This window comes from Micromonospora sp. NBC_00860 (genome assembly GCF_045207375.1).
GTDB lineage: Bacteria > Actinomycetota > Actinomycetes > Mycobacteriales > Micromonosporaceae > Micromonospora > Micromonospora vinacea.
In genome coordinates, this window is the sequence record NZ_CP108825.1 from 7,257,348 (window position 1) to 7,281,155 (window position 23,808).

Consider the following 23,808-nt stretch of genomic DNA (forward strand, 5'->3'; position numbering starts at 1 on the left):
TCGTGGGGGTCCGTCCGAACACCTCAGAAGTCGCCGTCGGCCACCTGGAAGACGGTGAGGCCGAGGGATCGCCACATCTGGACCACCTGGACGCGGTCGTCGAAGACGCCGGCCACCCGGTAACGGTCCCGGATCTCCCGGTCGTAGATCTCCCGTTTGACGATCGAGTCCTTCCGGGAGTCGCCGACGGCCCGTAGGTGCAGGCCCAGGTAGGGCACCCGCACGTGCCGCGCCAGCCACGCCTCGGTGGCCGCACGGGCGGAGGCGTCCCGCCCCGAGCAGAAGACCACCCCGTACCCGGCGGCGTGCATCGCCCGGACCGCCGCGATCACCGCCGTGTTCGGCTGGTCCTGGCCCACCCGGGTCATGTCGTACGGGCTGCGGGAGACGGCCAGCGCGACGGTGCCGTCGATGTCCACCAGGACGATCTCCGGTGGCTCGGTCGACGGCGGGTGCACCACCGCGGGGCGTCCGGTGCGGGCCTGCGGCACCGGCAACGGCAACTCCCGCCCCTGAAGGTACCGCTCGTGCAGCCGGCGGATCGCGTCCGCGCCGACCTGGTCGGCGGCCGGGCGAGCGGCGTCGCGGCGCAGGCACTCGTCCAGCGGCACGTCGGTGAAGTCGTGCACCTCGAAATCCGCGCCGTGGCGGGCGGCCAGCTCGGCCCAGCCCCGCAGGGTCCGCGCGCGCAGGTTGGTGTCGTCCACGCAGACGTCCGCCCGGGCCCGCAGCAGCGCCTCGACCTGAGCCTGCTGTACGGCTGTCACCTGCGCCTCGGCCCACTGGGTGAACAGCCGTTCGCCGTGCAGCATCCGGCGCAGGTCGTCACGGTTGACCCGCGACACGGACGGCTGGAGCGTGCGGGCGAACGTCGTCTTGCCCGAGGCGGGCAGTCCCCGGGTGGCGATCAGGCGGGTCATCGGCGCACCTCCGGCTCGGCGGACGTACCCCGGGCGGGGTACCTGGCGCCGGACCGCCGGGTGCGCGAATGCCCCGCCGGGCGGCGGGAATGCGGACGGGTAGGCACGTGTTGACGATGCCGGACGAGGTGTGCGGCCCGATTACCGGGTCGGCTCAGGCCCATGGCACACTGGTCAATCGGCCACCGGTTCCGGTTCACGCCCGAGCCCGTCGCGTACGGCGCGACGAGCGATGACGGCGACCCGGCGACCACCAACGAGAGGACCGAGGCGAGATGAAGGCAAACATCCACCCGGAGTACGTGACCACCGAGGTCAGCTGCTCCTGTGGCAACACGTTCACGACCCGCAGCACCGCCAAGGGCGGGGCGATCCACGCCGAGACCTGCAGCGCCTGCCACCCGTTCTACACCGGTAAGCAGCGCGTTCTCGACACCGCCGGCCGGGTCGCGAAGTTCCAGCAGAAGTACGCCAAGGTTCAGGCCAAGAAGGCCAAGTAACTCCCCGTTCGGCGCCCGCGTCCGGTTTTCCACCGGACGCGGGCGCCGTCCGCTTTTACCTCCGTTTCCGCCCGGCCGCTGGCCTCCCGGCCCGGCCCGGTCGTCGCGCACCGTCGAAGGAGCATCCGCAGCATGAGCAGCGAGCGTCTGGCCGGCCTTCTCGACGAGTACGCGGAGCTGGAGAAGCGGTTGGCCGATCCGGCCATCCACGCCGACCAGGCCACCGCGCGCAGGGTCGGCCGCCGGTACGCCGAGCTGGTGCCGCTGCACAAGGCCGCCGACGAGTTGGAGCAGGCCCGCGCCGATCTGGCCGCGGCCCGCGAGCTGGCCGCCGAGGACCCGTCCTTCGCGGCGGAGGCGGACGCGATCGCCGGGTCCCTGCCGGTGCTGGAGGAGCGCCTCGCCGAGCTGCTCATTCCGCGCGACCCGCACGACGCCAAGGACGTGATCGTCGAGATCAAGGCCGGTGAGGGTGGCGAGGAGTCGGCGCTGTTCGCCGGTGACCTGCTGCGGATGTACACCCGGTACGCCGAGCGGCACGGCTGGGTCACCGAGGTGATCGACGCACAGGATTCGGACCTCGGCGGGGTCAAGGACGTCTCCCTGGCAATCAAGACCAAGGGTGTACCGGACGGCGGCAACGGCGTCTGGTCGCGGCTCAAGTGGGAGGGCGGCGTGCACCGGGTGCAACGTGTCCCGGTGACCGAGTCGCAGGGCCGCATCCACACCAGCGCCGCCGGGGTGCTGGTGCTGCCGGAGGCCGAGGACGTCGACGTCACGATCGACCAGAACGACCTGCGCATCGACGTGTTCCGCTCGTCCGGCCCGGGCGGCCAGTCGGTGAACACCACCGACTCGGCGGTGCGGATCACCCACCTGCCGACCGGCATCGTCGTCTCCTGCCAGAACGAGAAGTCCCAGTTGCAGAACCGGGAGCAGGCGATGCGGATCCTGCGGGCCCGGCTGCTCGCCGCGGCGCAGGAGCAGGCCGACGCCGCCGCCTCGGACGCGCGCAAGGCCCAGGTGCGCACCGTGGACCGCTCGGAGCGGATCCGCACCTACAACTTCCCGCAGAACCGGATCACCGATCACCGGATCGGCTACACCGCGTACAACCTGGATCTGGCGCTCGGCGGCGAGCTGGACGGGGTGCTGGACGCCCTCACCGAGGCCGACCGGGCCGCCCGACTCGCCGGCGACACCGAGCTGACCCGCCGCTGACCGCGGCACGCCCGGACTGCCTCGCCGCGCCCGTCGATCATGGAGTTGCGGTGGGCGAATTGTTAGGCCGTGGGGCTTTCGTGGGGCACCACAACTCCTTGATCGACGCCAGCGCCAGCGCCAGCGTTGGCCGGAGGGTCAGCTCGCGCGGGGGCGGGTCTTGGCGCGGAGCATCTCGCGGTCGGCCTGCTCGAACGCGACGCTGAGCGCGTCGCGCAGCCCGCTGCCACCGGAGACCTCGGCGAAGCCGATGCTCACCCCGACCGGGGTGCCCGGCACCAACGACTCCCAGTCCTCCAGTCGAACCGCGGCCTCGATCCGGCGGGCCACCTCTGCGGCCTCGGCCATGCCGGTGTCCGGCAGCACCACTACGAACTCGTCACCGCCGTAGCGGGCCACGAAGTCGCCCCGGCGCATCACCCGGTTGATCACACCGGCGATGCGTTGCAGCACCAGGTCGCCGGAGTGGTGCCCGTGGCGGGTGTTGACCGCCTTGAAGCCGTCCAGGTCGCACACGCCGATCACCACCTGCTCGCCGCGGGTGACAACGGCGGTGATGTACCGCTCCAGCCGGCGGCGGTTGGGCAGCCCGGTGAGCGGGTCGGTCAACGCCTCGCCCTCGAAGCGCGCCGCCTCGCGGCGCATCTCCTCGTGGTCGATGCGGGCGGCGATGCCGTCGATGTAGACGTCGCGCAGCCGGTCGTTGCGCTGCGCGGCCAGCCGGAACGCCAGCCGGTCGGCCCGGTGCGCGGAGAGGTGGTCCCCGGCGCGGGTCAGCGCGATGCTGCGTAGCCGGGCCGGCTCGGCCGCCCCGAGGGTCTCGTTGGACACCTGGACGGTGTCCAGTCGGGCGACCGCCTCGATCGGCCGACCGTCGGCGACGGCGAGGCACACCTGCCCGAGCTGACGCAGGTCGCGGGCGCGGGCGCTGTCCCCACCGTGGCTGATCAACCGGGCCGGCTCGGGGCCTTCGGTCGCCACCTGGTCGCCGAGCGCGGCCTGTCGGGCCGCCGCGTAGCCGTAGGCGGCGAGACTGCTCGGGCGGAGCTGGTCGGCCCGTCCGGCGCGGACGAAGCGGGCCAGGTCGGCGGCCACGTCCCGGAGCACCCGCAGACAACCGTCGCTGTCGCCGTTGTGGTCCAGGGCCACGGCGTTGCGCAGCCGGATGCCCGGCGCGGCGAACGTCTCCTCCGGGATGCCGGCGGTCAGCCCGAGCTGCCGGGCCCGCTCGATGGCGCCCAGGGCGTACCCGTGGAAGCTGAGGTAGCTGTAGGCCATGGCCAGGTCGTGCCAGCCCCAGGCGGTGTCCCGGTCCGGGTCGGCGACGGCGCCCAGCGCGCGGGCCGCCCGGACGAGGTGCATGACGCAGCGGTCCAGTGCGCCCTGGTGGTGCGCGGCGAGCGCGGCCAGCGCGTTGAGGTGGCCGTGCAGGTAGGGCTCCGCGAGGTCGCGGACCGCCGCCGACGCCTCTTCGATGGCCCGGGTGAACTCCGCGGTGCGACCGAGATTGATCAGCGCGGAGAGGCGCTGCACCATCGCGTCCGCTCGCGCCGCCGGGTCGGTGGTGGTGCGGATCACACGCTCCAGCAGGACGTACGACTCCGCGGAGCGGCTGGCCTCCTGCAACGCCCGGGCGTGCGTGAGGGCGTCAACCTGGTCATCGACCCGGTCGAGCCAGCCCACCCGCCAACCTCCTGTCGTGCGCGCCTGGGCGCACCTGTTCGTCGCGCCGCCCGCGACGCTTCATGATTATGTCGTGAGTACTTTGCCGCAACACCCCCCCGAAGGGACAGGCCCCATCCGGCCGTCCGCCGCGGTGGCCCGAGCGGCCCGCGCGCTCGCCGCCGCCGGGGTCGGCTCCGCCCGGGTGGAGGCCGAGGTGCTGGCGGCGTACGTGCTGGGAGTTCCCCGGGGTCGGCTGGCTCTCGCCGACGACCTCGGCGACGACCAGTTGGCGCGGCTCGACGAGCTGACCCGCCGCCGCGCCGCGCGTGAGCCGTTGCAGCACCTGACCGGCCGGGCCGGGTTCCGGCACCTGGAACTGTCGGTCGGCCCGGGTGTCTTCGTGCCCCGGCCGGAGACCGAGCTGTTGGCCGGCTGGGGCGTCGAGCAGGCCCAGGGCCGGCCCGACCCGGTGGTGGTGGACCTGTGCAGCGGCTCGGGCGCGATCGCGCTGGCGGTTGCCCAGGAGGTGCCGGGGGCGCGGGTGATCGCTGTGGAGCGGTCCCCGGCGGCGCTGGCCTGGCTGCGGCGCAACGCGGCGGAGCGCGCCGCGGCGGGGGACCGGCCGATCGAGGTGGTCGAGGCCGACGTGACAGCGCCGGACCTGCTGGCGGAGCTGGTGGGCCGGGTGGACGTGCTGCTCTGCAACCCGCCGTACGTGCCGGACGACGTGGTGGTCCCGCCGGAGGTGGCGGGGCACGACCCGGCGGAGGCGGTCTTCGGCGGCGCGGACGGTCTGGTGGTGATCCGGCCGGTGGTCGCCCGGGCGGCGCTGCTGTTGCGCCCGGGGGGCGTGTTCGGCGTTGAGCACGACGACACCCACGGCGCGGCGGTGCCCGGGCTGCTCGTCGAGGACGGCGGCTTCACCGCTGTCGCGGAGCATCTGGACCTCACCGGGCGTCCCCGCTACGCGACGGCGTCCCGACGGGCGGACGGCCAGCACGCCCCGATCGGGGCGGCGTGGCAGACTGACTCCTCGTGATGCTCTACGACTGCCGGTCGCCCGCCGATCGGGACCGCGGCATCGCTGCGGCGATCGAGGCGGTCAAGAACGGCGAGCTGGTCGTTCTCCCGACGGACACCGTGTACGGGATCGGCGCGGACGCGTTCACCCCGTACGCGGTGAAGGCGCTGCTGGATGCCAAGGGCCGGGGTCGGCAGATGCCGCCGCCGGTGCTGATCGGCTCGCGGCACACCCTGGACGGGTTGGTCTTCTCGCTGCCCACCGCCGCTCGCGACCTCGTGGAGGCGTTCTGGCCGGGTGCCCTGACGATCGTTGTCGAGCACTCGCCGAGCCTCCAGTGGGATCTGGGCGACAAGACCGGCACGGTGGCGGTGCGGATGCCGCTGCACCCGGTGGCGTTGGAGGTGCTGCGCGAGACCGGCCCGATGGCGGTCTCGTCGGCCAACAAGACCGGCCAGCCGGCCGCGGTCACCGCCGACGAGGCGCGTGACCAGCTCAGCTACTCGGTGCGGGCCTACCTGGAGGCCGGGCCCTGCCCGGACCCGGTGCCCAGCACGATCGTGGATCTGACCGGTGAGGTGCCGCAGCTGTTGCGGGCCGGGGCGATTCCGCTGGAGAAGCTGCGCGACGTGGTTCCGGATCTCGTCGACGGTCGGGCGGTCTGAGTGCCCCCGTTCACCGTTCTGCACGTCTGCATGGGCAACATCTGCCGCTCGCCGATGGCGGAGCGGCTGCTCGCCCTGGCGGTGCGGGAGCGGCTGACCCGGCGTGCGCAGGACCCGGCTCAGGCCGAGGAGCTGGTGCACAGCCACAGCGCCGGCACGGGTGGCTGGCACGCGGGTGAGGAGATGAACCCGCCGGCGGCCCGGCAGGTCACCGGCCGTGGTGGGGACGTGGCGGGGTTCGCCGCGCGCAAGCTGCGCTCGGACCACATCGACGCCGCCGACCTGGTCCTGACCGCGACCGCCGACCAGCAGGAGTACGTGGTGGCGCTTCGTCCGGACGCGGCGGCCCGCACGTTCGTGCTGGGTGAGTTCGGCCGGCTGCTGGCCGCTGTGGACGCTGCCGCGCTGCCGCCGGGCGACGCCACCCCGGAGGCCGTGTACGCCCGGGGGGTGGCCCTGGTGGCGGCGGCTCACGACGCGCGGCTGGGCGCCTCGGCCCTGACCACCGATGATCTGGACGACCCGTGGGGTCGTGGCGACCAGTGCTTCAGCCGGGTCGCCGACGAGATCGAGGAGACGGTCCACCCGCTGGCCGGCGCGCTGCTGCCCTGAGCGTGGTGCGAGTTTCCTCCGGGTTTGTGGAAAACCCAGGGCTAAAGGGGCGTTCCGGGTCATTCTGAACGGGTCCTAGCGTGACCGGCTCCTGCGGGGAGAGCTGATGATCCGGGCCCAACTCGACAAACTGCTGACCGTGGTGATCGCCGGAGTGCTGGCCGGACTGGTGCTGGCCGCCGCCGCCCTGCCCGTGGCCCTGGTCTTCGGGATCGGCTTCAGCGCCCTGTCGACGCCGTACTCGGAGCTGCCGAACACACTCCGGACGCCGCCCACCGCGCAGCGCTCCAACCTCTACGCCAATGACGGCACCACAGTGATCACCTCCTTCTACCAGGAGGACCGGGTGGACGTGCCGCTGCACGAGGTGGCTCCGGTGATGCGACAGGCGATCGTCGCCGCCGAGGACGTCCGGTTCTACCAGCACAGCGGGGTCGACCTGCGGGGCGTGGTGCGCGCGTTCACAGTCAACAAGCGTGACGGCCAGACCCGGCAGGGCGCCTCCACGCTGACCATGCAGTACGTCCGCAACGTGCTCAGCAACGACCCCCGGCTGACCGAGGCGCAGCGGGACGCCGCCACCGAACTCACCACCGTCCGCAAGCTCCAGGAGATGCGGTACGCGCTCGCGTTGGAGCGGGAACTCGACAAGGACGAGATTCTGACCCGCTACCTGAACATCGCCTACTTCGGCGCCGGGGCGTACGGCATCGCGGCGGCCAGTAAGCGGTACTTCTCCCGCTCCCCGGCCGAGTTGACCCTGGCCCAGGCGGCACTGCTCGCCGGTCTGGTGCGTTCGCCGGACAGCGACGATCCGATCAACGGCGACGCCGACAGCGCTGTGGCCCGGCGGTCGTACGTGTTGGAGCGGCTGGTGGAGTCGGGGCAGGTGCCGGCGGACGCGGCGGCGGCGGCGCGCGCCGAGCCGTTGCAACTGCGGCCCAGCGAGACCCCGAACGACTGCACGGGCGTGCCCGACGCGCACAACGACTGGGGCTTCTTCTGCGACTGGTTCACCCGCTGGTGGAGCAGCCAGTCGGCGTTCGGGGCGACCGCCGACGAGCGGCAGCGCGCGCTGCGCCGGGGCGGTTTCTCGATCGTGTCGTCGCTGGATCCGGGAGTGCAGCGGGCCACCACCGAGCAGGTACTGAAGATCTATCCGACGACCAGGGCCGAGGCGGTGCCCACCGCCGTGGTGCAACCGGGCACCGGGCGGGTGCTGGCGATGTCGGTGAACCGGGCCTACAGCGTGGCGGACAACCCGGTCGGGCAGAAGAACCGCCCGAACACCGTCAACCAGTTGATCGCCGGCGGCGGCGCGATCGAGGGGTACCAGGGCGGTTCGACGTTCAAGCTCTTCACCCTGCTGGCCGCGCTGGAGTCCGGCCTGCCGCTGTCGACCGACTTCGTGGCGCCCACCCAGTTGCTCACCCGCTTCCCGGTGACCGGGCAGGCGAGCTGCGACGGACGGTGGTGCCCGGCGAACGCCAGCCCGTCGTCGATGGACGGCCCCCGCACCATGTGGAGCGCGTTCGGCCGCTCGGTGAACACCTACTTCGCCTGGCTCACCGAGAAGGTCGGCGCCGACCGGGTGGTGGAGATGGCCGAGCGGCTCGGCATCGTGCTGCGGGCCGAGTCCGACGCCAAGCTGGCCCGCTACGGGGCGAAGGACTGGGGTCCGTTCACCCTGGGCGTGGCCGCGACCACCCCGTTGGACCTGGCTGGCGCGTACGCCACCGTGGCGGCCGAGGGGACCTGGTGCGCGCCGCTTCCGGTGGTCTCGATCACCGACTCGGCCGGCCGGCCGGTCGACGCCGCCAAGCCGGACTGCCGACAGGTGCTCGACCCCGACGTGGCGCGGGCGGCCACCGACGCGGCCCGCTGCCCGGTCGGCGACCAGTCGATGTACGGGCGCTGTGACGGCGCCACCGCACCCGGGTTGCGGGCGAAGCTCGGCCGCCCGGTGGCGGGCAAGACCGGCAGCTCGGAGCGGTACGAGACGGAGACGGTGGTGGCGTTCACGCCGCAGCTCGCGGTCGCCTCGATGGCCGCGAACCCGGACGATCCCCGGGACGCGGTCGGTCAGGCGGTGCAGGCCCAGATGGTGAACGCGGTCGGTGAGGTGCTCGCCTTCGCCCTGCGCGACCAACCGGTCCGCGACTTCGTCCCGCCGAGCGAACGAGCAGCCTTCCAGGCCCGACCCCAAGCCGGCAACTGACCCCTGCGGTCAGCGGGTCTGTTCGGCGTTGCGAGCTATGTTGCGGGCCATTCCGCCGAAGACCACCGCGTGGAACGGTGCCACCGACTTCCAGTAGGCGTGCCCCGGCAGACCGCGCGGCAGGAAGACGGCGCGTTGCTGGTAGCGGCTGCGGCCGTCGTCGGCCGGCAGCACCCGCATCTCCAGCCAGGCCCGGCCGGGCAGCCGCATCTCGGCGCGCAGTCGCAGCAGCTCGCCCGGGACGATCTCCTCGACCCGCCAGAAGTCCAGCGCCTCGCCGACCTGGAGGCGGTGTGGGTCTCGTCGACCCCGCCGCAGGCCGACGCCGCCGACCAGCCGGTCCAGCCAGCCGCGGATCGACCAGGCGAGGGGGAACGAGTACCAGCCGTGTTCGCCGCCGACGCCCTCGACGACCCGCCAGAGCGCCGCTGGTGGTGCGTCCACCGTCCGCTCCCGGACGTCGGTGTAGGCGGTGCCACCGGACCACACCGGGTCGGTGGGCAGTGGTTCGGCGGGGGCGTCCGGGCCGCTTGCGGTGGACCAGCGGGTCTCCACCTGGGCGTCGCGCACCTTGGTCAGCGCCAACGCCACCGCGTCGTCGAAGCCGGTCAGCCCGCCCGGCGGGTCGGGGACGTAGCGGGCGATGTCGTGTTCGTCCGCTACCGCCTCCTGGATCAGGCTCTCCACCAGCGGGCGGGCGATCTTGTTCGGCACCGGGGTGATCAGGCCGACCCAGTGCGAGGAGAGCGACGGGGTGAGCGCCCGGACCGGCACGATGATCCGCCGGCGCAGCCCGGCCACCCGGGCGTAGCGCTGCATCATCTCGCGGAAGGTGAGCACGTCCGGCCCGCCGATGTCGAAGCCCCGGTTGACCTCCGCCGGCAGGGTGGTGCAGCCGACCAGGTAGCTCAGCACGTCGCGGACGGCGATCGGCTGGATCCGGTTGCGCACCCAGCGTGGCGTGATCATGGCGGGCAGCCGCTCGGTCAGATACCGCAGCATCTCGAACGACGCCGAACCGGAGCCGATGATCACCGCGGCGCGGAGCACCGCCGTGGGCACCCCGCTGGCCAGCAGGATCCGGCCCACCTCGGCCCGGGAGCGCAGGTGCGGCGAGGGGACCGCGTCGGTCGCCGGCAGTGGACCGCCCAGGTAGACGATCCGCCGTACGCCGGCCGCGCTGGCCGCCGCCGCGAAGTTGGTCGCCGCCGTCCGGTCGGCGGCCTCGAAGTCGGGCCGACCCAGTGAGTGCACCAGGAAGTACGCGACGTCCACGTCGGCGAACGCGGCGGCCAGCGTCTCCGGCCGGCTCAGGTCTCCCTCGACGATCTCGGCCGCCGAGGCCCAGGGCACGTCGCGCAGCCGCACCGCCTTGCGGGCGAGGCAGCGCACTGTGTGCCCGTCGGCGAGCAGCAAAGGCGTCAGCCGCCCGCCGATGTAGCCGGTCGCTCCGGTGACGAGGCATCTCACAGGTCCCAGTCTGCGGCCCCCTAGACTCGTTTGCTGTGGAGACCGAGACGAGCACCTTCTGGGGGCCGGATTTCGCGCAGCTCAGGGCCACTGATCCGGAGATCGCCGGGGTGGTCCTCGGCGAGCTGGACCGGTTGCGCGGCGGCCTGCAGCTGATCGCCAGCGAGAACCTGACCTCGCCGGCGGTGCTGGCGGCGCTCGGCTCGACGCTCACCAACAAGTACGCCGAGGGGTACCCGGGCCGGCGCTACTACGGCGGCTGCGCCGAGGTCGACCGGGCTGAGGAGATCGGCATCGCCCGGGCCAAGGAGCTCTTCGGGGCCGAGCACGCCAACCTCCAGCCGCACTCGGGGGCGAGCGCGAACCTGGCCGCGTACGCCGCGTTGGTGCAGCCGGGGGACACGGTGTTGGCGATGGACCTGCCGCACGGCGGGCACCTCACCCACGGCAGCCGGGTGAACTTCTCCGGCAAGTGGTTCCACCCGGTCGGCTACCCGGTCCGGCCGGACACCGAGCAGATCGACTACGACGAGGTACGGGACCTGGCGCGGGCGCACCGACCCAAGCTGATCATCTGTGGGGCCACCGCGTACCCGCGCCTGATCGACTTCGCGCGGTTCCGGGAGATCGCCGACGAGGTCGGCGCGTACCTGATGGTGGACGCGGCGCACTTCATCGGCCTGGTCGCCGGTCGGGCGATCCCGTCCCCGGTGCCGTACGCCGACGTCGTCTGCGCCACCACCCACAAGGTGCTGCGCGGGCCGCGCGGCGGCATGATCCTGTGCCGTGAGTCGCTGGCCCAGCGGATCGACAAGGCGGTCTTCCCGTTCACCCAGGGCGGCCCGCTGATGCACGCGGTAGCGGCCAAGGCGGTCGCGTTGCGCGAGGCCGCCCAGCCGGAGTTCCAGACGTACGCCCGGCAGGTGGTCAGCAACGCCCAGGCGCTCGCCGCCGGGCTGGCCGACGAGGGGATGCGCCCGGTCTCCGGTGGCACCGACACCCACCTCGCCCTGATCGACCTGCGGGAGCTGGGGGTGACCGGCGCCGAGGCCGAGCGCCGCTGCGACGCCGCGTCGATCACCCTGAACAAGAACGCCATCCCGTACGACCCGCAGCCGCCGATGGTGGCCTCCGGCATCCGGGTGGGCACCCCGAGCGTCACCACCCAGGGGATGCGCGAGGGCGAGCTGCGCCAGGTGGCGACGCTGATCGCCCGTGCGGTGCGCACCGATCCCGGCGCTCCCGGCGGGGCCGACGAGCTGACCCGGCTGGGTGCCGAGGTGTCCGAGCTGGTCGCGGCGTTCCCGGCGTACCCCCGTGGCTGAGCCCGGGGTGGTCGCGCCGGACACCGACCGGTGGCGGCTGCGGCACCTGCCGGTGCTGTTGGGCGCGTCGGCGGCGCTCGCCGTGGTCGCCGCCGTGGTGGGTGGGGTGACCGGCGGCGTGACGGCCGCGCTCGGCGCGGCGGCCGGTGTGGGCGTCACGGTGCTCAGCTACACCCTCACCACTGTGGTGCTGGCCCGGGCCGACCAGGTCAACCCGCAGCTGCTGCTGCCGCTTGGCCTGGGCCTGTACGTGCTGAAGTTCAGCCTGCTGGGTGCGGTGCTGGTGGCGGTGGCGTCGACTGGCTGGCCCGGGTTGATCCCTCTTTGCCTCGGCATCGTCGCCGGGGTGGCAGTGTGGACAGCGGTGCACCTCTGGTGGCTGACCACGGTGCACGCTCGCCGGCCGCGCGGCTGACCTGGCGGTCGTCCCAACCAGCGGACGCGCCGCAATGTGTCGGCCTCCGGTCATTTTCCGACGGGCGGAAGGGGAGTAGCGTGCCCACAGACGACGGCGCCCACGAGAAGCCCACACAACGACGGTTGTGCGGGGGGTGAGGCACAGCCTCGTCTTCCCGGCTGATATCGTTCGCCCCGTCATGGCTGGTGACCAAACCCCCCGTCCCGCCGGTGAACCGGACGATTATCCGTCCGGCGCCGGTCAGGGTTGGACCGCGCTCAGCTACCTCATCGGAGGAATGCTTGTGTGGGGTTTCATCGGCTGGCTGGTCGACCAGTGGCTCGATACCGGTGGCGTCGCCACCGGGATCGGCGTCGTGCTCGGCGTGACCGGGGGCATCATCCTCGTCGTCCGTCGGCTCGGCACGCCTACTTAGGAAGGGACACGGTGTTCGGACAGGCGAACGTTCTGGCAGCGGGCCAGGCGGCATTCCCACCCAGTGTGGACGACTTCTACCTGCCCGCGATCGCGCCCTGGGGTGTGGAGAACGCTCCGTGGTTCACCAAGTTCACGCTGATGATCTGGATCGCGGTCGGCGTTCTGATCATCTTCTTCCTGGCGACCTATCGGAACCCGAAGCTGGTGCCGACCAAGAAGCAGTGGTTCGCCGAGTCGATCTACGGCTTCGTCCGGAACAACATCTCGGTCGACATGATCGGTCACCAGGGCGTGCGGTTCGCTCCGTACTTCACGACGCTGTTCTGCTTCGTGCTGCTGACGAACGCGTTCGCGATCATTCCGCTCTTCCAGATCTCGCCGAACTCGCACATCGCCTTCCCGGCGATCCTCGCGGTGATCAGCTACGTGCTGTTCAACTACATCGGCATCCGGCACCACGGCTTCGGCAAATACTTCAAGCACGCCCTGATCCCGCCGGCACCGTGGTACATCCTGCCGCTGCTGATCCCGATCGAGGCGTTCTCGACCTTCATCATCCGGCCGTTCTCGCTGGCCGTCCGTCTCTTCGCGAACATGTTCGCCGGCCACATGCTCCTGCTGGTCTTCACGCTCGGCGGCTTCGCGATGCTCAACGCCAACGCCTGGTTGGCGCCGATCTCGGTGGTCTCCTGGGTGATGACGGTGGCGCTGACGCTCCTCGAGGCGCTGGTCATCGTCCTGCAGGCCTACGTCTTCACCGTGCTGAGCGCCAGCTACATCCAGGGTGCGCTCGCCGAAGAGCACTGATCCACGCACCAACCGTTGTCGTCCCGCGTGAGAGTCACGCGTGATAACCAGGAGGAACCACACCAATGGACGCTAGCGTTCTCGCCGAGGTCACCGGTAGCACCGCTGCCATCGGCTACGGTCTCGCCGCCATCGGCCCGGGCATCGGCGTTGGCCTGGTCTTCGCCGCCTACATCCAGTCGACCGCCCGGCAGCCCGAGTCGTCGCGCATGACCCTGCCGTACGTCTGGATCGGCTTCGCCGTCATCGAGGCGCTCGCGCTGTTCGGCATCGCCTTCGGCTTCATCTGGGCCGGCTGATTCCGCCCCTTCCGACCGGGAGGTCACCCATGTTGTTCCTCCTCGCCGCCGAGGGTGGTGAGTCAGACCACAACCCGATCATTCCGATCTGGCAGGAGATCGTGGTCGGCACGGTCGCCTTCGCCGTGCTCTGCTTCGTCCTGATGAAGTTCGTCTTCCCGCGCATGGAGCAGACGTTCCAGGCTCGGGTCGACGCGATCGAGGGCGGCATCAAGCGCGCCGAGGCCGCTCAGGCCGAGGCGAACCAGCTGCTCGAGCAGTACCGTGCCCAGCTCGCTGAGGCCCGGACCGACGCCGCCAAGATCCGTGACGACGCGCGGGCCGACGCCGAGGGCATCCGGCAGGACATCCTCGCCAAGGCGCGGGAAGAGTCCGACCGGGTCATCCAGGCGGGCAAGGACGCGCTCGCCGCCGAGCGGGCCACCATCGTGCGCGAGCTGCGCACGGAGGTCGGCACGATCGCGGTGGACCTGGCCAGCAAGATCGTTGGCGAGTCGCTGGCCGACGAGGCGCGGCGTAAGGGCACCGTCGACCGGTTCCTGAGCGGTCTCGAGAGCACGGGGGCCCGCTGATGCAGGCCGCCAGCCGGGAGTCGTACAAGGTCGCGGCCGAGCGCCTCGACGCGTACGTCCGCGGCGCGGAGCCGTCGGCGGTGGCCTCCACCGCCGACGCCATCCTCTCCGTGGCGACCCTGCTGCGGCGTGAGCCGCGGCTGCGCCGGGCACTCTCCGAGCCGTCCCGGTCCGGCGAGGACCGCGGCGCTCTGCTCGGCGACATGCTGGGCGGGCGGATCGGCGCGGACGCGCTCGACCTGCTCGTGTCGCTCGTCTCCGGCCGGTGGTCGGCACCGTCGGAGCTGCTCGACGGCGCCGAGCGGCTGGGCGTGGAGGCGCTGCTCGCCAGTGCCGACAAGGCCGGCGAGCTGGGCGAGGTCGAGGACGAGCTGTTCCGCTTCGGTCAGGTCGTGGCCGGTCAGTCGGCGCTGAGCAACACGCTCGCCGACCCGGTCGCCCCGGTCGAGCAGCGGGCCACCCTGGCCCGCGAGCTGCTCGCCGACAAGGCCCGTCCGGTCACCGTCCGCCTCGTCGAGGTCGCACTCGGCGGGTACGGGGGGCGCTCCTTCACCGGCGCGCTCACCCGGCTGGTGGAACTCGCCGCCGAGCGACGTGACCGGCAGGTGGCGTACGTGACCGTCGCGGCCCCGTTGAGTGACGAGGACGAGCGCCGGCTGGGTGCGAGCCTCAGCGCGATATACGGTCGGGAGGTCTCCGTCAAGCAGACGGTGGACCCCCACGTCCTGGGTGGCGTGAGCGTGCGGGTCGGTTCCGACCTGTACGACGGCACCATCCTGCGCCGCCTCAACGAGACCCGCAACGCGCTCGCGAAGCGCTGATCGGCTTCGCCGCCCCGCGGCTGAGCGGCTCCGCCGCCCAGCGTCAGGGTGGCTGGACCGCCAGCGCCCGGAATGACAGACGCCATTCGGACCGGTCGGTACTAGGTATCCCGGGCCCCTGAATTTTAAGGAAGCAGAGGATGGCCGAGCTGACCATCTCGACGGAGGAGATCCGCGGCGCCCTGGAGCGCTACGTCTCTTCCTACTCGTCCGACGTCTCCCGCGAGGAGGTCGGCACCGTCGCTGACACCGGTGACGGTATCGCCCACGTCGAGGGCCTGCCTTCGACCATGACCAACGAACTCCTGGAGTTCGAGGACGGCACGCTCGGCGTGGCGTTGAACCTCGACGTCCGGGAGATCGGTGTCGTCGTTCTCGGTGACTCCGCCAAGCTGGAGGAGGGGCAGCGCGTCAAGCGCACCGAGCGGGTTCTCTCCGTTCCGGTCGGCGACGCCTTCCTCGGCCGCGTGGTCGACGCGCTCGGCAAGCCGATCGACGGGCTCGGTGACATCGCCAACGAGGGTTTCCGCGAGTTGGAGCTGCAGGCTCCGAACGTGATGTCCCGGCAGTCGGTGTTCGAGCCGCTGCAGACCGGCATCAAGGCGATCGACGCGATGACCCCGATCGGTCGGGGCCAGCGACAGCTGATCATCGGTGACCGGAAGACCGGTAAGACCACTGTCGCCCTGGACGCGATCCTCAACCAGCGGGACAACTGGCGCACCGGCGACCCGAAGAAGCAGGTCCGCTGCATCTACGTCGCCATCGGCCAGAAGGCCTCCACGATCGCCTCGATCAAGGGGCAGCTCGAGGAGGCGGGCGCGATGGAATACACCACCATCGTCGCCTCGCCGGCGTCCGACCCGGCCGGCTTCAAGTACCTCGCCCCGTACACCGGCTCGTCCATCGGGCAGCACTGGATGTACGGCGGCAAGCACGTTCTGATCGTCTTCGACGACCTGAGCAAGCAGGCTGAGGCGTACCGGGCCGTGTCGCTGCTGCTGCGTCGCCCGCCGGGCCGTGAGGCGTACCCGGGTGACGTCTTCTACCTGCACTCCCGCCTGCTGGAGCGCTGCGCGAAGCTCTCCGACGAGCTGGGTGGCGGCTCGATGACCGGTCTGCCGATCATCGAGACGAAGGCCAACGACATCTCGGCCTTCATCCCGACCAACGTCATCTCGATCACCGACGGTCAGATCTTCCTGGAGACCGACCTGTTCAACCAGGGCGTCCGTCCGGCGATCAACGTCGGCACCTCGGTCTCCCGGGTCGGTGGCGCCGCGCAGGTGAAGCCGATGCGCAAGGTCGCCGGTTCGCTGCGGCTCAACCTCGCGCAGTACCGCGAGCTGGAGGCGTTCGCCGCCTTCGCCTCCGACCTGGACCGGGCCTCTCGCGCCCAGCTCGACCGCGGCGTCCGCCTCGTCGAGCTGCTCAAGCAGCCGAACTACTCGCCGTTCCCGGTCGAGCAGGAGGTCGTCTCGGTCTGGGCCGGCGTCGAGGGCAAGCTGGACGACATCCCGGTGGGCGACGTTCGGCGCTTCGAGGCGGAGTTCCTCCAGTACCTGCGGCACAAGCACCAGGGTGTGCTGGCCGGTATCGCCGACAACCAGTGGGGCGACGACATCGTCGGTTCGCTGGACGGGGCGATCGCCGAGTTCAAGCAGGTCTTCCTCAACAAGGACGACGAGCGCAAGGTCAACGACGCGCCGGCCGCGCCGCTGGAGGGCGACGAGAACCGCGAGACGGTGACCCGCTTCCGCGACAGCGCGACCGACCGCCCGGCCGAGAGCTGATCCCGTGGCGGCCCAGGTACGCGTTCTTCGTCAACGGATCCGCTCGGCGAAGTCGATGAAGAAGATCACCAAGGCGATGGAGCTCGTGGCGACGAGCCGGATCGCCAAGGCTCAGGCCCGGGTGCAGGCGTCCCTGCCGTACGCCCAGGCCATCACCGGCGTGCTCACGGCGCTGGCGTCCAACGCGCGGATCGACCACCCGTTGCTCACCCCGCGCGAGCGGGTGCGGCGGGCGGGCGTCCTGTTGGTCACCAGTGACCGTGGTCTGGCCGGCGGCTACAGCTCCAACGCGATCAGGATGGCGGAGTCGCTGATCGCGCGGCTCAAGGCGGACGGCAAGGAGCCGGTGCTCTACGTCATCGGACGTAAGGGCGTCGGGTTCTACCGGTTCCGCAACCGGCCGATCGAGGCGAACTGGACCGGCTTCAGCGAGCAGCCGTCGTTCGAGGACGCACGTACCGTTGGTGAGACGCTGATCAAGGCGTTCACGGCCGGTGCGGACGACGTCGACGGCGGCGCCGGAGCGGACGGGGTGCTCGGCGTCGACGAGTTGCACATCGTCTACACCGAGTTCCACTCGCTCATGACGCAGAACCCGGTTACCAAGGTCATCGGTCCGATGCAGGTGGAGGACCGGCCGCGCTCCGAGGGGTTGCTGCCGGCGTACGAGTTCGAGCCGGAGGCGGAGGCGCTGCTCGACGCGCTCCTGCCGAGGTACATCAACACGCGGATCTACGCGGCGTTGATCGAGTCGGCGGCGAGTGAGTCGGCGGCACGGCGGCGGGCGATGAAGAGCGCCACCGACAACGCCGAAGAGATGATCGAGAAGTACACGCGCGAGATGAACTCGGCTCGCCAGGCCGGGATCACCCAGGAGATCAGCGAGATCGTCGGCGGCGCCAACGCGCTGGCCGCGTCGGGAAGTGAAGTGTGATGACTGCACCAGTAGAGACCAAGACGGCCACGGGTCGCGTGGTCCGGGTCATCGGCCCGGTCGTCGACGCCGAGTTCCCGCGCGACGCCATGCCGGCCCTGTTCAACGCCCTCAACGTCAAGGTGAACCTGTCCGGCGGTGAGAAGACGCTGACCCTGGAGGTTGCCCAGCACCTGGGTGACAACCTGGTCCGTGCCATCTCGATGCAGCCGACCGACGGCCTGGTTCGCGGCGCGGAGGTGCGTGACCTCGGCGAGCCGATCAGTGTGCCGGTGGGCGACGCGGTCAAGGGCCACGTGTTCAACGCGATCGGCGAGGTGCTCAACCTCAAAGAGGGCGAGACGTTCGAGGCCGACGACCGGTGGGGTATCCACCGCAAGGCTCCGGCCTTCGCCGACCTGGAGCCGAAGACCGAGATGCTGGAGACCGGCATCAAGGTGATCGACCTGCTCGCCCCGTACGTCAAGGGCGGCAAGATCGGCCTGTTCGGCGGCGCGGGCGTGGGCAAGACGGTGCTCATCCAGGAGATGATCACCCGTGTTGCCCGCAACTTCGGTGGTACCTCGGTGTTCGCCGGCGTGGGTGAGCGCACCCGTGAGGGCAACGACCTCATCGCCGAGATGACCGAGTCCGGCGTCATCGACAAGACCGCGCTGGTCTACGGCCAGATGGACGAGCCGCCGGGCACCCGGCTGCGGGTGGCGCTCTCCGCGCTGACCATGGCCGAGTACTTCCGGGACGTGAAGAAGCAGGAGGTGCTGCTCTTCATCGACAACATCTTCCGCTTCACGCAGGCCGGTTCTGAGGTGTCCACCCTGCTCGGCCGTATGCCGAGCGCCGTGGGTTACCAGCCGACCCTGGCCGACGAGATGGGCGAGCTCCAGGAGCGGATCACCTCCGTCCGGGGCCAGGCCATCACCTCGATGCAGGCGATCTACGTGCCGGCGGACGACTACACCGACCCCGCCCCGGCCACCACGTTCGCCCACCTGGACGCGACCACCAACCTGGAGCGGTCGATCTCCGACAAGGGCATCTACCCGGCGGTTGACCCGCTGGCGTCCTCGTCCCGGATCCTCGCGCCGGAGTTCGTCGGCCAGGAGCACTTCCAGGTCGCGACCGAGGTGAAGCGGATTCTGCAGCGCTACCGCGACCTGCAGGACATCATCGCCATCCTCGGTATCGAGGAGCTCTCCGAGGAAGACAAGATCACCGTGGCTCGCGCCCGGCGGATCGAGCGTTTCCTCTCGCAGAACACCTACGCTGCGGAGCAGTTCACCGGCGTGCCGGGCTCGACGGTCCCGATCAAGGAGACCATTGAGGCGTTCCGCAAGATCAGCGAGGGTGAGTACGATCACTTCCCCGAGCAGGCGTTCTTCATGTGCGGCGGTCTCGAGGACCTGGAGCGCAAGGCTGAGGAGCTGATGAAGGACTGACAAGTCCCCATCCAATCCGTAGCAAAAAGACTGCCCCGGCAATGCCGGGGCAGTCTTTTGTTCATGTTCGCGTCTTACCATCGTCGCGGTCCGTTACTCGTGGTCGTCGCTCCCAAGGCTCCCGAGATACGGTTCGTTCCGCGCGCTCACCTGAACGAGCGTTGATCTTTGCAACCTTTCGACGACGTGCGCCCGTCTTCCTCGTCGTGGGCGTAACGAACGGAGATGCTCGTGGGTAAGGCCGGCAAGAGGGGCCGCAAGCCGTCCATCTGGCGAGGCGTGCCGCGGTGGGCCAGGATCTGCACGGTGTTCGGCACCGTGCTGGCCGTGCTCAGCGGCGCGGTGCTGGTCGGCACCGAGGTGCTGATGGCCCGCTACGAGGGGTCCGTCGGCAAGGCCGACCTCTTCGGGGACCAGGCCGCGGGCGCCCAGGCGAAGAAGAGCGACATCAAGGGCCCGCTCAACATCCTGCTCGTCGGTATCGACCCGCGTACGCCGACGGCCGCGCCACTGGCCGACTCGATCATGGTGCTGCACGTGCCGGCCTCGATGGACCGGGCCTACCTGTTCTCGCTGCCACGTGACCTCTACGTGCACATCCCGGAGTTCAAGAAGGCCAACTTCCCGGGCGAGACCACGAAGATCAACGCCGCGATGTCGTTCGGCAGCAAGGTGCCGGGGGCCAACCCCGACGCGGCCCGGGGCTTCGAACTGCTGGCCACCACGGTGCAGAAGGTGACAGGCATCAAGCGCTTCGACGCTGGTGCGATCATCAACTTCACCGGCTTCCAGAAGATCGTCGACGCCATGGGTGGTGTCGACATGTACATCGAGCGCGACGTGAAGTCCGAGCACAAGCAGCCCGACGGCAAGCCGCGCCCGGGCAACACCCGTGGTGAGGGCTACGTCGGCCCGCAGGCGCTCTACAAGAAGGGCAACCGGCACCTGAGTGGGTGGCAGGCGTTGGACTACGTCCGCCAGCGCTACCCGAAGAACGGTGTCCCGGATTCCGACTACGGCCGGCAGCGGCACCAGCAGCAGTTCGTCAAGGCGATGGTCGGCCAGGCGTTCAGCGCCGACGTGGTGTCCAACCCGATCAAGCTGGACAAGGTGCTCCGTGCCGCCGGCCAGTCACTGATCTTCAACGGCCGGGGCAACAGCGTGGTCGACTTCGGGCTCGCCCTGAAGGACATCCGGCCGAACACGATCGAGATGATCAAGCTCCCCGGTGGTGGAGTCTTCGACGGTAAGAAGTACCTGGGCGAGCAGTTCCAGGAGGGGGTCCCGGACTTCTTCACCGCCCTGCACAACGAGCAACTCGACCCGTTCCTGCTCGAGCACCCGGAATTCGTGAACAAGACCAAGTAGCCAGGGCGCCGTTGTCCCGACCCGCGTTGGGCGGGCCGCGTCGTCAGGCTAGACTTTCGGCAATCCGTAGCCGCAGCAAGGAGACAGCGTGGCACAGCAGCTTCACGTCGAGCTCGTCGCCGTCGAGGAGAAGGTCTGGTCCGGTGACGCCGAAATGGTCGTCGCCCGGACGACCGAAGGCGAGCTCGGTGTCCTGCCGGGGCACGCGCCGCTGCTCGGCCAGCTCGCCGAGCCCGGCCAGGTACGCATCAAGCTTGCCGGCGGCGAGCAGGTCGCATACGAGGTGGCCGGCGGCTTCCTCTCGGTGAGCGCCGACGGTGTCACCGTGCTGGCCGAGAGCGCAACCCCGGTCTCCGCGCCGAGCCGCTGAGCCACACCGGGGATGGAGATCGTCGAAGGATTCGGAATCGGCGTCGTCGTCATCCTCGGCGCGCTTCTGATCCTCTTCGTCCGGCGAGCTCTGGTCACCCGCAGCGGTGGCATCATCCGGCTCAGCGTACGGGTCTCCACCATGCTCGACGGCCGCGGCTGGTCGCCCGGCTTCGGCCGGTTCGCCGGTGACGAGCTGCGCTGGTACCGGATGTTCAGCTTCGCGATCCGGCCCAAGCGGGTGCTCTCCCGCAAGGGGCTGGCCGTGGAGCGCCGCCGGTTGCCCGAAGGTCAGGAACGGTTCTCCATGCCGGCCGACTGGGTGATCCTCCGCTGTACCAGTAACCACGCACCGGTGGAGATCGCCATGGCGCGATCGACAGTGACCGGTTTCCTCTCCTGGCTTGAGGCCGCCCCTCCGGGGGCGGTCTCGCCGCGTATGGCCTCCCAGGACTGGCCGGCTGCCTGATCTTCGTCTGTGGTTGCTCTTCTGGGTTTCCGGGGGAGCCCGCCCGGCTCCGGGCGGTCAGGCTTGATCCCTGCGCCGGGCGGGCTCCCCCGGAAACCCTTCGTTGGGCACTGTCTGCCGGTTCGGCGCGGGCTTTGATCACCTGCCGTTGCCGGTGCAGCGGGGTTTCGCCTTTTCGAGTTGATCGACTCGGGTTTCTTGAATTCGGGGTGTCCTGCTGGTGGGGATGCCCCGGTTTTCATGAGCCCGAGTCGATCACGGGGGCGGCGAGAGCTGGCGCGGCGTTGGTCAGCCTGACTCGGCCGAGTGGATCACGGCTTGGCTACGCGTGGTGGCGGGCAGAGTGGGAACGCATACCTCGACGTGGTGCGGAGCGCCGACGTTCAGCGCTTGCCGCCCGGCACCCATAGCACATCTCCTGCCGGATTTGCCGTTCTTGACAGGATAAAGAGCAGATCGGAGAGCCGGTTGAGATACTTTGCCGGGAGCGTGCTGGTTCGTTCCGGATCGTGGCTGACCAGCGCCCACGCTGCCCGTTCGGCACGCCGGGCGACGGTCCGCGCCACGTGCAGCAGCGCCGCGCCTGCGGTGCCGCCGGGGAGGATGAAGGAGTCGAGCTTGCTCAGGCGTGCGTTGTACTCGTCGCACCAGCCCTCCAGGCGCTCGACGTACTCCTCGGTGACCCGCAGCGGCGGGTACTTCGGCTCCGGCTCGACAGGGGTGGACAGGTCGGCGCCGACGTCGAACAGGTCGTTCTGCACCGACGCCAGCACGCCGCGAAGCTCCTCGTCGAGGTTCCCCAGCGCGAGCGCGACGCCGATCGCCGCGTTGCACTCGTCGACATCCGCGTACGCGGCGATCCGTGGATCGGTCTTCGGCACCTGCTCGTTGTTGCTCAGCCTGGTCATGCCGGCGTCGCCGGCCTTGGTGTAGATGCGCGTGAGGTGGACGGCCATGACGCACAGCCTACGGATTCCCGACCTGACGATCCCGGCGCGGCCGGACAGCACCGCCGGCTGGCCGGTGGTGGTGGGCCCCGGCGATGCCGGCGATCCTGCGGTAAACGATGTCGACGTCATCCGGGTCCGCGGTGACGCCCGGTTGGCTGGCACCGTGCACGTGGTCGGTGCCAAGAACTCGGCGTTGAAGCTGATGGCCGCCGCGCTGCTCGCGCCGGGCCGCAGCGTGATCACCAACGTCCCCCGGATCACCGACATCGCGATCATGGGGGAGGTGCTGCGTCGGCTGGGCTGCGACGTCCAGTTCGACGCGGACGACCCGGTGGACCCGATGGTCGCCCGGGGCGGTGTGGCCCGGTCCCGGTCGGTGACGATCGACGTACCCGAGCAGCCGGGCGCGGAGGCCGACTACGACCTGGTCCGACGGCTGCGCGCGTCGATCTGCGTGCTCGGCCCACTGCTGGCCCGTCGGGGGTACGTGCGGGTGGCCCATCCCGGTGGTGACGCGATCGGGTCGCGGGGGTTGGACATGCACATCTCCGGTCTGACCCGGATGGGCGCGGAGATCTCCGGTGAGCACGGGTTCGTGATCGCCTCCGCCCCGCACGGGCTGCGGGGCGCGGACATCGTGCTGGACTTCCCCAGCGTCGGCGCGACCGAGAACCTGGTGATGGCGGCGGTGCTGGCCCAGGGCACCACGATGATCGACAACGCGGCCCGGGAGCCGGAGATCGTCGACATCTGCACGATGCTCAACCAGATGGGCGCGCGCATCGTCGGCGCGGGCACGTCCACGTTGCGGATCACCGGTGTGCCCGGTCTGCGTCCGGTGCGCCACGCCACTGTGGGGGACCGGATCGTCGCCGGCACCTGGGCGTTCGGCGCGGCGATGACCCGGGGCGACGTGACAGTGACCGGGCTGGACCCGGCCTTCCTGGAGGTCGCCCTGGACAAGGTGGTGGCCGCCGGCGGGCTGGTGGAGACCCGGGGGGACGGCTTCCGGGTACGGATGGACGACCGACCCCGGGCGGTGGACGTGGTGACGCTGCCGTACCCCGGCTTCGCCACCGACCTGCTGCCGATGGCGATCGGGCTGGCGGCCGTCAGCGACGGCGCCTCCCTGATCACCGAGAACATCTTCGACGGTCGCTTCATGTTCGCCAACGAGATGATGCGGCTCGGCGCGGACATCAAGACCGATGGGCATCACGCTGTGGTCCGGGGACGGGGCCGGCTCTCCGGTGCCCCGGTGCGGGCCACCGACATCCGGGCCGGAGCAGGGTTGATCATCGCCGGGCTCTGCGCGGAGGGGGTCACCGAGGTCTCCCACGTGCACCACGTCGACCGGGGCTACCCGGACTTCGTGGCCGACCTGCGTGCGCTCGGGGTGGCGGTCGAGCGGGGCACCACGCCGGAGGAGCCGGCACTGGAGATCTGAGGCCGGTCCCCGCGACCCCGGCCCGACCGCCACTTAGCCATCGTTCAGGCTCGCCGACTAGGGTGCAGGCAGGCACTCAATCGCAGCGAGG

The 23,808-nt window shown here is 70.6% G+C and carries 24 protein-coding genes; 20 read left to right on the forward strand and 4 right to left on the reverse strand.

Annotated elements, in window-relative coordinates; translation table 11 throughout:
* Positions 1 to 23: 23 nt before the first annotated feature.
* Positions 24 to 920, reverse strand: coding sequence for an AAA family ATPase (locus OH804_RS33680; protein ID WP_196919503.1), 897 nt, complete (start codon positions 918 to 920; stop codon positions 24 to 26).
* 275 nt (positions 921 to 1,195) lie between these two features.
* Between OH804_RS33680 and rpmE the strand changes: the two genes are divergently transcribed.
* Positions 1,196 to 1,420 (forward strand): 50S ribosomal protein L31, encoded by a 225-nt coding sequence (rpmE, locus tag OH804_RS33685; RefSeq protein ID WP_030333150.1) that lies wholly within the window; start codon positions 1,196 to 1,198, stop codon positions 1,418 to 1,420.
* 132 nt (positions 1,421 to 1,552) lie between these two features.
* Entirely contained in the window at positions 1,553 to 2,641 is a 1,089-nt protein-coding gene (prfA, locus tag OH804_RS33690; RefSeq protein WP_196919502.1) for a peptide chain release factor 1, read from the forward strand.
* 138 nt (positions 2,642 to 2,779) lie between these two features.
* Here the strand turns inward: prfA and OH804_RS33695 are convergent, their stop codons facing one another.
* Entirely contained in the window at positions 2,780 to 4,324 is a 1,545-nt protein-coding gene (locus tag OH804_RS33695) for a diguanylate cyclase (protein ID WP_196919501.1), read from the reverse strand.
* 73 nt (positions 4,325 to 4,397) lie between these two features.
* Between OH804_RS33695 and prmC the strand changes: the two genes are divergently transcribed.
* From prmC to OH804_RS33715, 4 genes are all read left to right on the forward strand, one after another.
* A complete protein-coding gene (prmC, locus tag OH804_RS33700) occupies positions 4,398 to 5,345 on the forward strand; it encodes a peptide chain release factor N(5)-glutamine methyltransferase (protein WP_406061708.1) in 948 nt (315 codons plus the stop codon).
* Positions 5,345 to 5,992 carry an L-threonylcarbamoyladenylate synthase gene (locus OH804_RS33705; RefSeq protein WP_091406475.1) on the forward strand — a complete coding sequence of 216 codons (648 nt, stop codon included), beginning with the start codon at positions 5,345 to 5,347 and terminating at the stop codon, positions 5,990 to 5,992. Before prmC ends, OH804_RS33705 begins: the two co-directional genes overlap by 1 nt.
* Entirely contained in the window at positions 5,993 to 6,604 is a 612-nt protein-coding gene (locus tag OH804_RS33710) for a phosphotyrosine protein phosphatase (RefSeq protein WP_196919499.1), read from the forward strand.
* Between the two features lie 106 nt (positions 6,605 to 6,710).
* The gene (locus OH804_RS33715; protein ID WP_196919498.1) at positions 6,711 to 8,822 is read left to right on the forward strand and encodes a transglycosylase domain-containing protein; all 2,112 of its coding nucleotides are present in this window, start codon (positions 6,711 to 6,713) and stop codon (positions 8,820 to 8,822) included.
* A gap of 9 nt (positions 8,823 to 8,831) precedes the next feature.
* On the opposite strand, the gene OH804_RS33720 is transcribed toward OH804_RS33715, so the two are convergent.
* Positions 8,832 to 10,292, reverse strand: a complete 1,461-nt coding sequence (locus tag OH804_RS33720) for an SDR family oxidoreductase (protein ID WP_196919497.1) — start codon at positions 10,290 to 10,292, stop codon at positions 8,832 to 8,834.
* A gap of 35 nt (positions 10,293 to 10,327) precedes the next feature.
* On the opposite strand from OH804_RS33720, the gene glyA reads away from it, so the two are divergent.
* The 13 genes from glyA (at position 10,328) to OH804_RS33785 (ending at position 21,320) form a co-directional block, all read left to right on the forward strand.
* Entirely contained in the window at positions 10,328 to 11,617 is a 1,290-nt protein-coding gene (gene glyA / locus OH804_RS33725) for a serine hydroxymethyltransferase (protein WP_196919496.1), read from the forward strand.
* A complete protein-coding gene (locus OH804_RS33730; RefSeq protein WP_196919495.1) occupies positions 11,610 to 12,032 on the forward strand; it encodes a hypothetical protein in 423 nt (140 codons plus the stop codon). Before glyA ends, OH804_RS33730 begins: the two co-directional genes overlap by 8 nt.
* Positions 12,033 to 12,213: 181 nt before the next feature.
* Complete coding sequence (locus tag OH804_RS33735) at positions 12,214 to 12,450, forward strand: AtpZ/AtpI family protein (protein ID WP_091405894.1); 237 nt, start codon at positions 12,214 to 12,216, stop codon at positions 12,448 to 12,450.
* Positions 12,451 to 12,461: 11 nt separating this feature from the next.
* Positions 12,462 to 13,259: a F0F1 ATP synthase subunit A gene (atpB, locus tag OH804_RS33740; RefSeq protein ID WP_091405892.1), complete on the forward strand. Its 798-nt coding sequence runs from the start codon at positions 12,462 to 12,464 to the stop codon at positions 13,257 to 13,259.
* Positions 13,260 to 13,324: 65 nt separating this feature from the next.
* Positions 13,325 to 13,558 (forward strand): ATP synthase F0 subunit C, encoded by a 234-nt coding sequence (locus OH804_RS33745; protein ID WP_091405890.1) that lies wholly within the window; start codon positions 13,325 to 13,327, stop codon positions 13,556 to 13,558.
* Between the two features lie 32 nt (positions 13,559 to 13,590).
* Positions 13,591 to 14,130 carry a F0F1 ATP synthase subunit B gene (locus tag OH804_RS33750; protein ID WP_196924617.1) on the forward strand — a complete coding sequence of 180 codons (540 nt, stop codon included), beginning with the start codon at positions 13,591 to 13,593 and terminating at the stop codon, positions 14,128 to 14,130.
* Positions 14,130 to 14,951 (forward strand): F0F1 ATP synthase subunit delta, encoded by an 822-nt coding sequence (locus OH804_RS33755; protein ID WP_196919494.1) that lies wholly within the window; start codon positions 14,130 to 14,132, stop codon positions 14,949 to 14,951. Before OH804_RS33750 ends, OH804_RS33755 begins: the two co-directional genes overlap by 1 nt.
* 140 nt (positions 14,952 to 15,091) lie before the next feature.
* Positions 15,092 to 16,744, forward strand: a complete 1,653-nt coding sequence (atpA, locus tag OH804_RS33760; RefSeq protein WP_196919493.1) for a F0F1 ATP synthase subunit alpha — start codon at positions 15,092 to 15,094, stop codon at positions 16,742 to 16,744.
* Positions 16,745 to 16,748: 4 nt separating this feature from the next.
* Positions 16,749 to 17,678 (forward strand): F0F1 ATP synthase subunit gamma, encoded by a 930-nt coding sequence (locus OH804_RS33765; RefSeq protein WP_196919492.1) that lies wholly within the window; start codon positions 16,749 to 16,751, stop codon positions 17,676 to 17,678.
* Positions 17,678 to 19,114: a F0F1 ATP synthase subunit beta gene (gene atpD, locus OH804_RS33770; protein WP_196919491.1), complete on the forward strand. Its 1,437-nt coding sequence runs from the start codon at positions 17,678 to 17,680 to the stop codon at positions 19,112 to 19,114. Before OH804_RS33765 ends, atpD begins: the two co-directional genes overlap by 1 nt.
* 225 nt (positions 19,115 to 19,339) lie before the next feature.
* Entirely contained in the window at positions 19,340 to 20,482 is a 1,143-nt protein-coding gene (locus tag OH804_RS33775; RefSeq protein WP_196919490.1) for an LCP family protein, read from the forward strand.
* Positions 20,483 to 20,570: 88 nt separating this feature from the next.
* Entirely contained in the window at positions 20,571 to 20,852 is a 282-nt protein-coding gene (locus OH804_RS33780; RefSeq protein WP_151491389.1) for a F0F1 ATP synthase subunit epsilon, read from the forward strand.
* A 12-nt stretch (positions 20,853 to 20,864) separates the two neighbouring features.
* A complete protein-coding gene (locus tag OH804_RS33785; RefSeq protein WP_091405874.1) occupies positions 20,865 to 21,320 on the forward strand; it encodes a DUF2550 domain-containing protein in 456 nt (151 codons plus the stop codon).
* 383 nt (positions 21,321 to 21,703) lie between these two features.
* Here OH804_RS33785 and OH804_RS33790 read toward each other — a convergent pair whose 3' ends face one another.
* On the reverse strand, positions 21,704 to 22,276 hold the full coding sequence (locus tag OH804_RS33790) for a cob(I)yrinic acid a,c-diamide adenosyltransferase (RefSeq protein WP_406061715.1): 573 nt from the start codon (positions 22,274 to 22,276) through the stop codon (positions 21,704 to 21,706).
* Between OH804_RS33790 and murA the strand changes: the two genes are divergently transcribed.
* Positions 22,275 to 23,717 (forward strand): UDP-N-acetylglucosamine 1-carboxyvinyltransferase, encoded by a 1,443-nt coding sequence (gene murA, locus OH804_RS33795; protein ID WP_196919488.1) that lies wholly within the window; start codon positions 22,275 to 22,277, stop codon positions 23,715 to 23,717. The two genes, OH804_RS33790 and murA, sit on opposite strands and share 2 nt — an antisense overlap.
* The last annotated feature ends 91 nt before the right edge of the window (positions 23,718 to 23,808 follow it).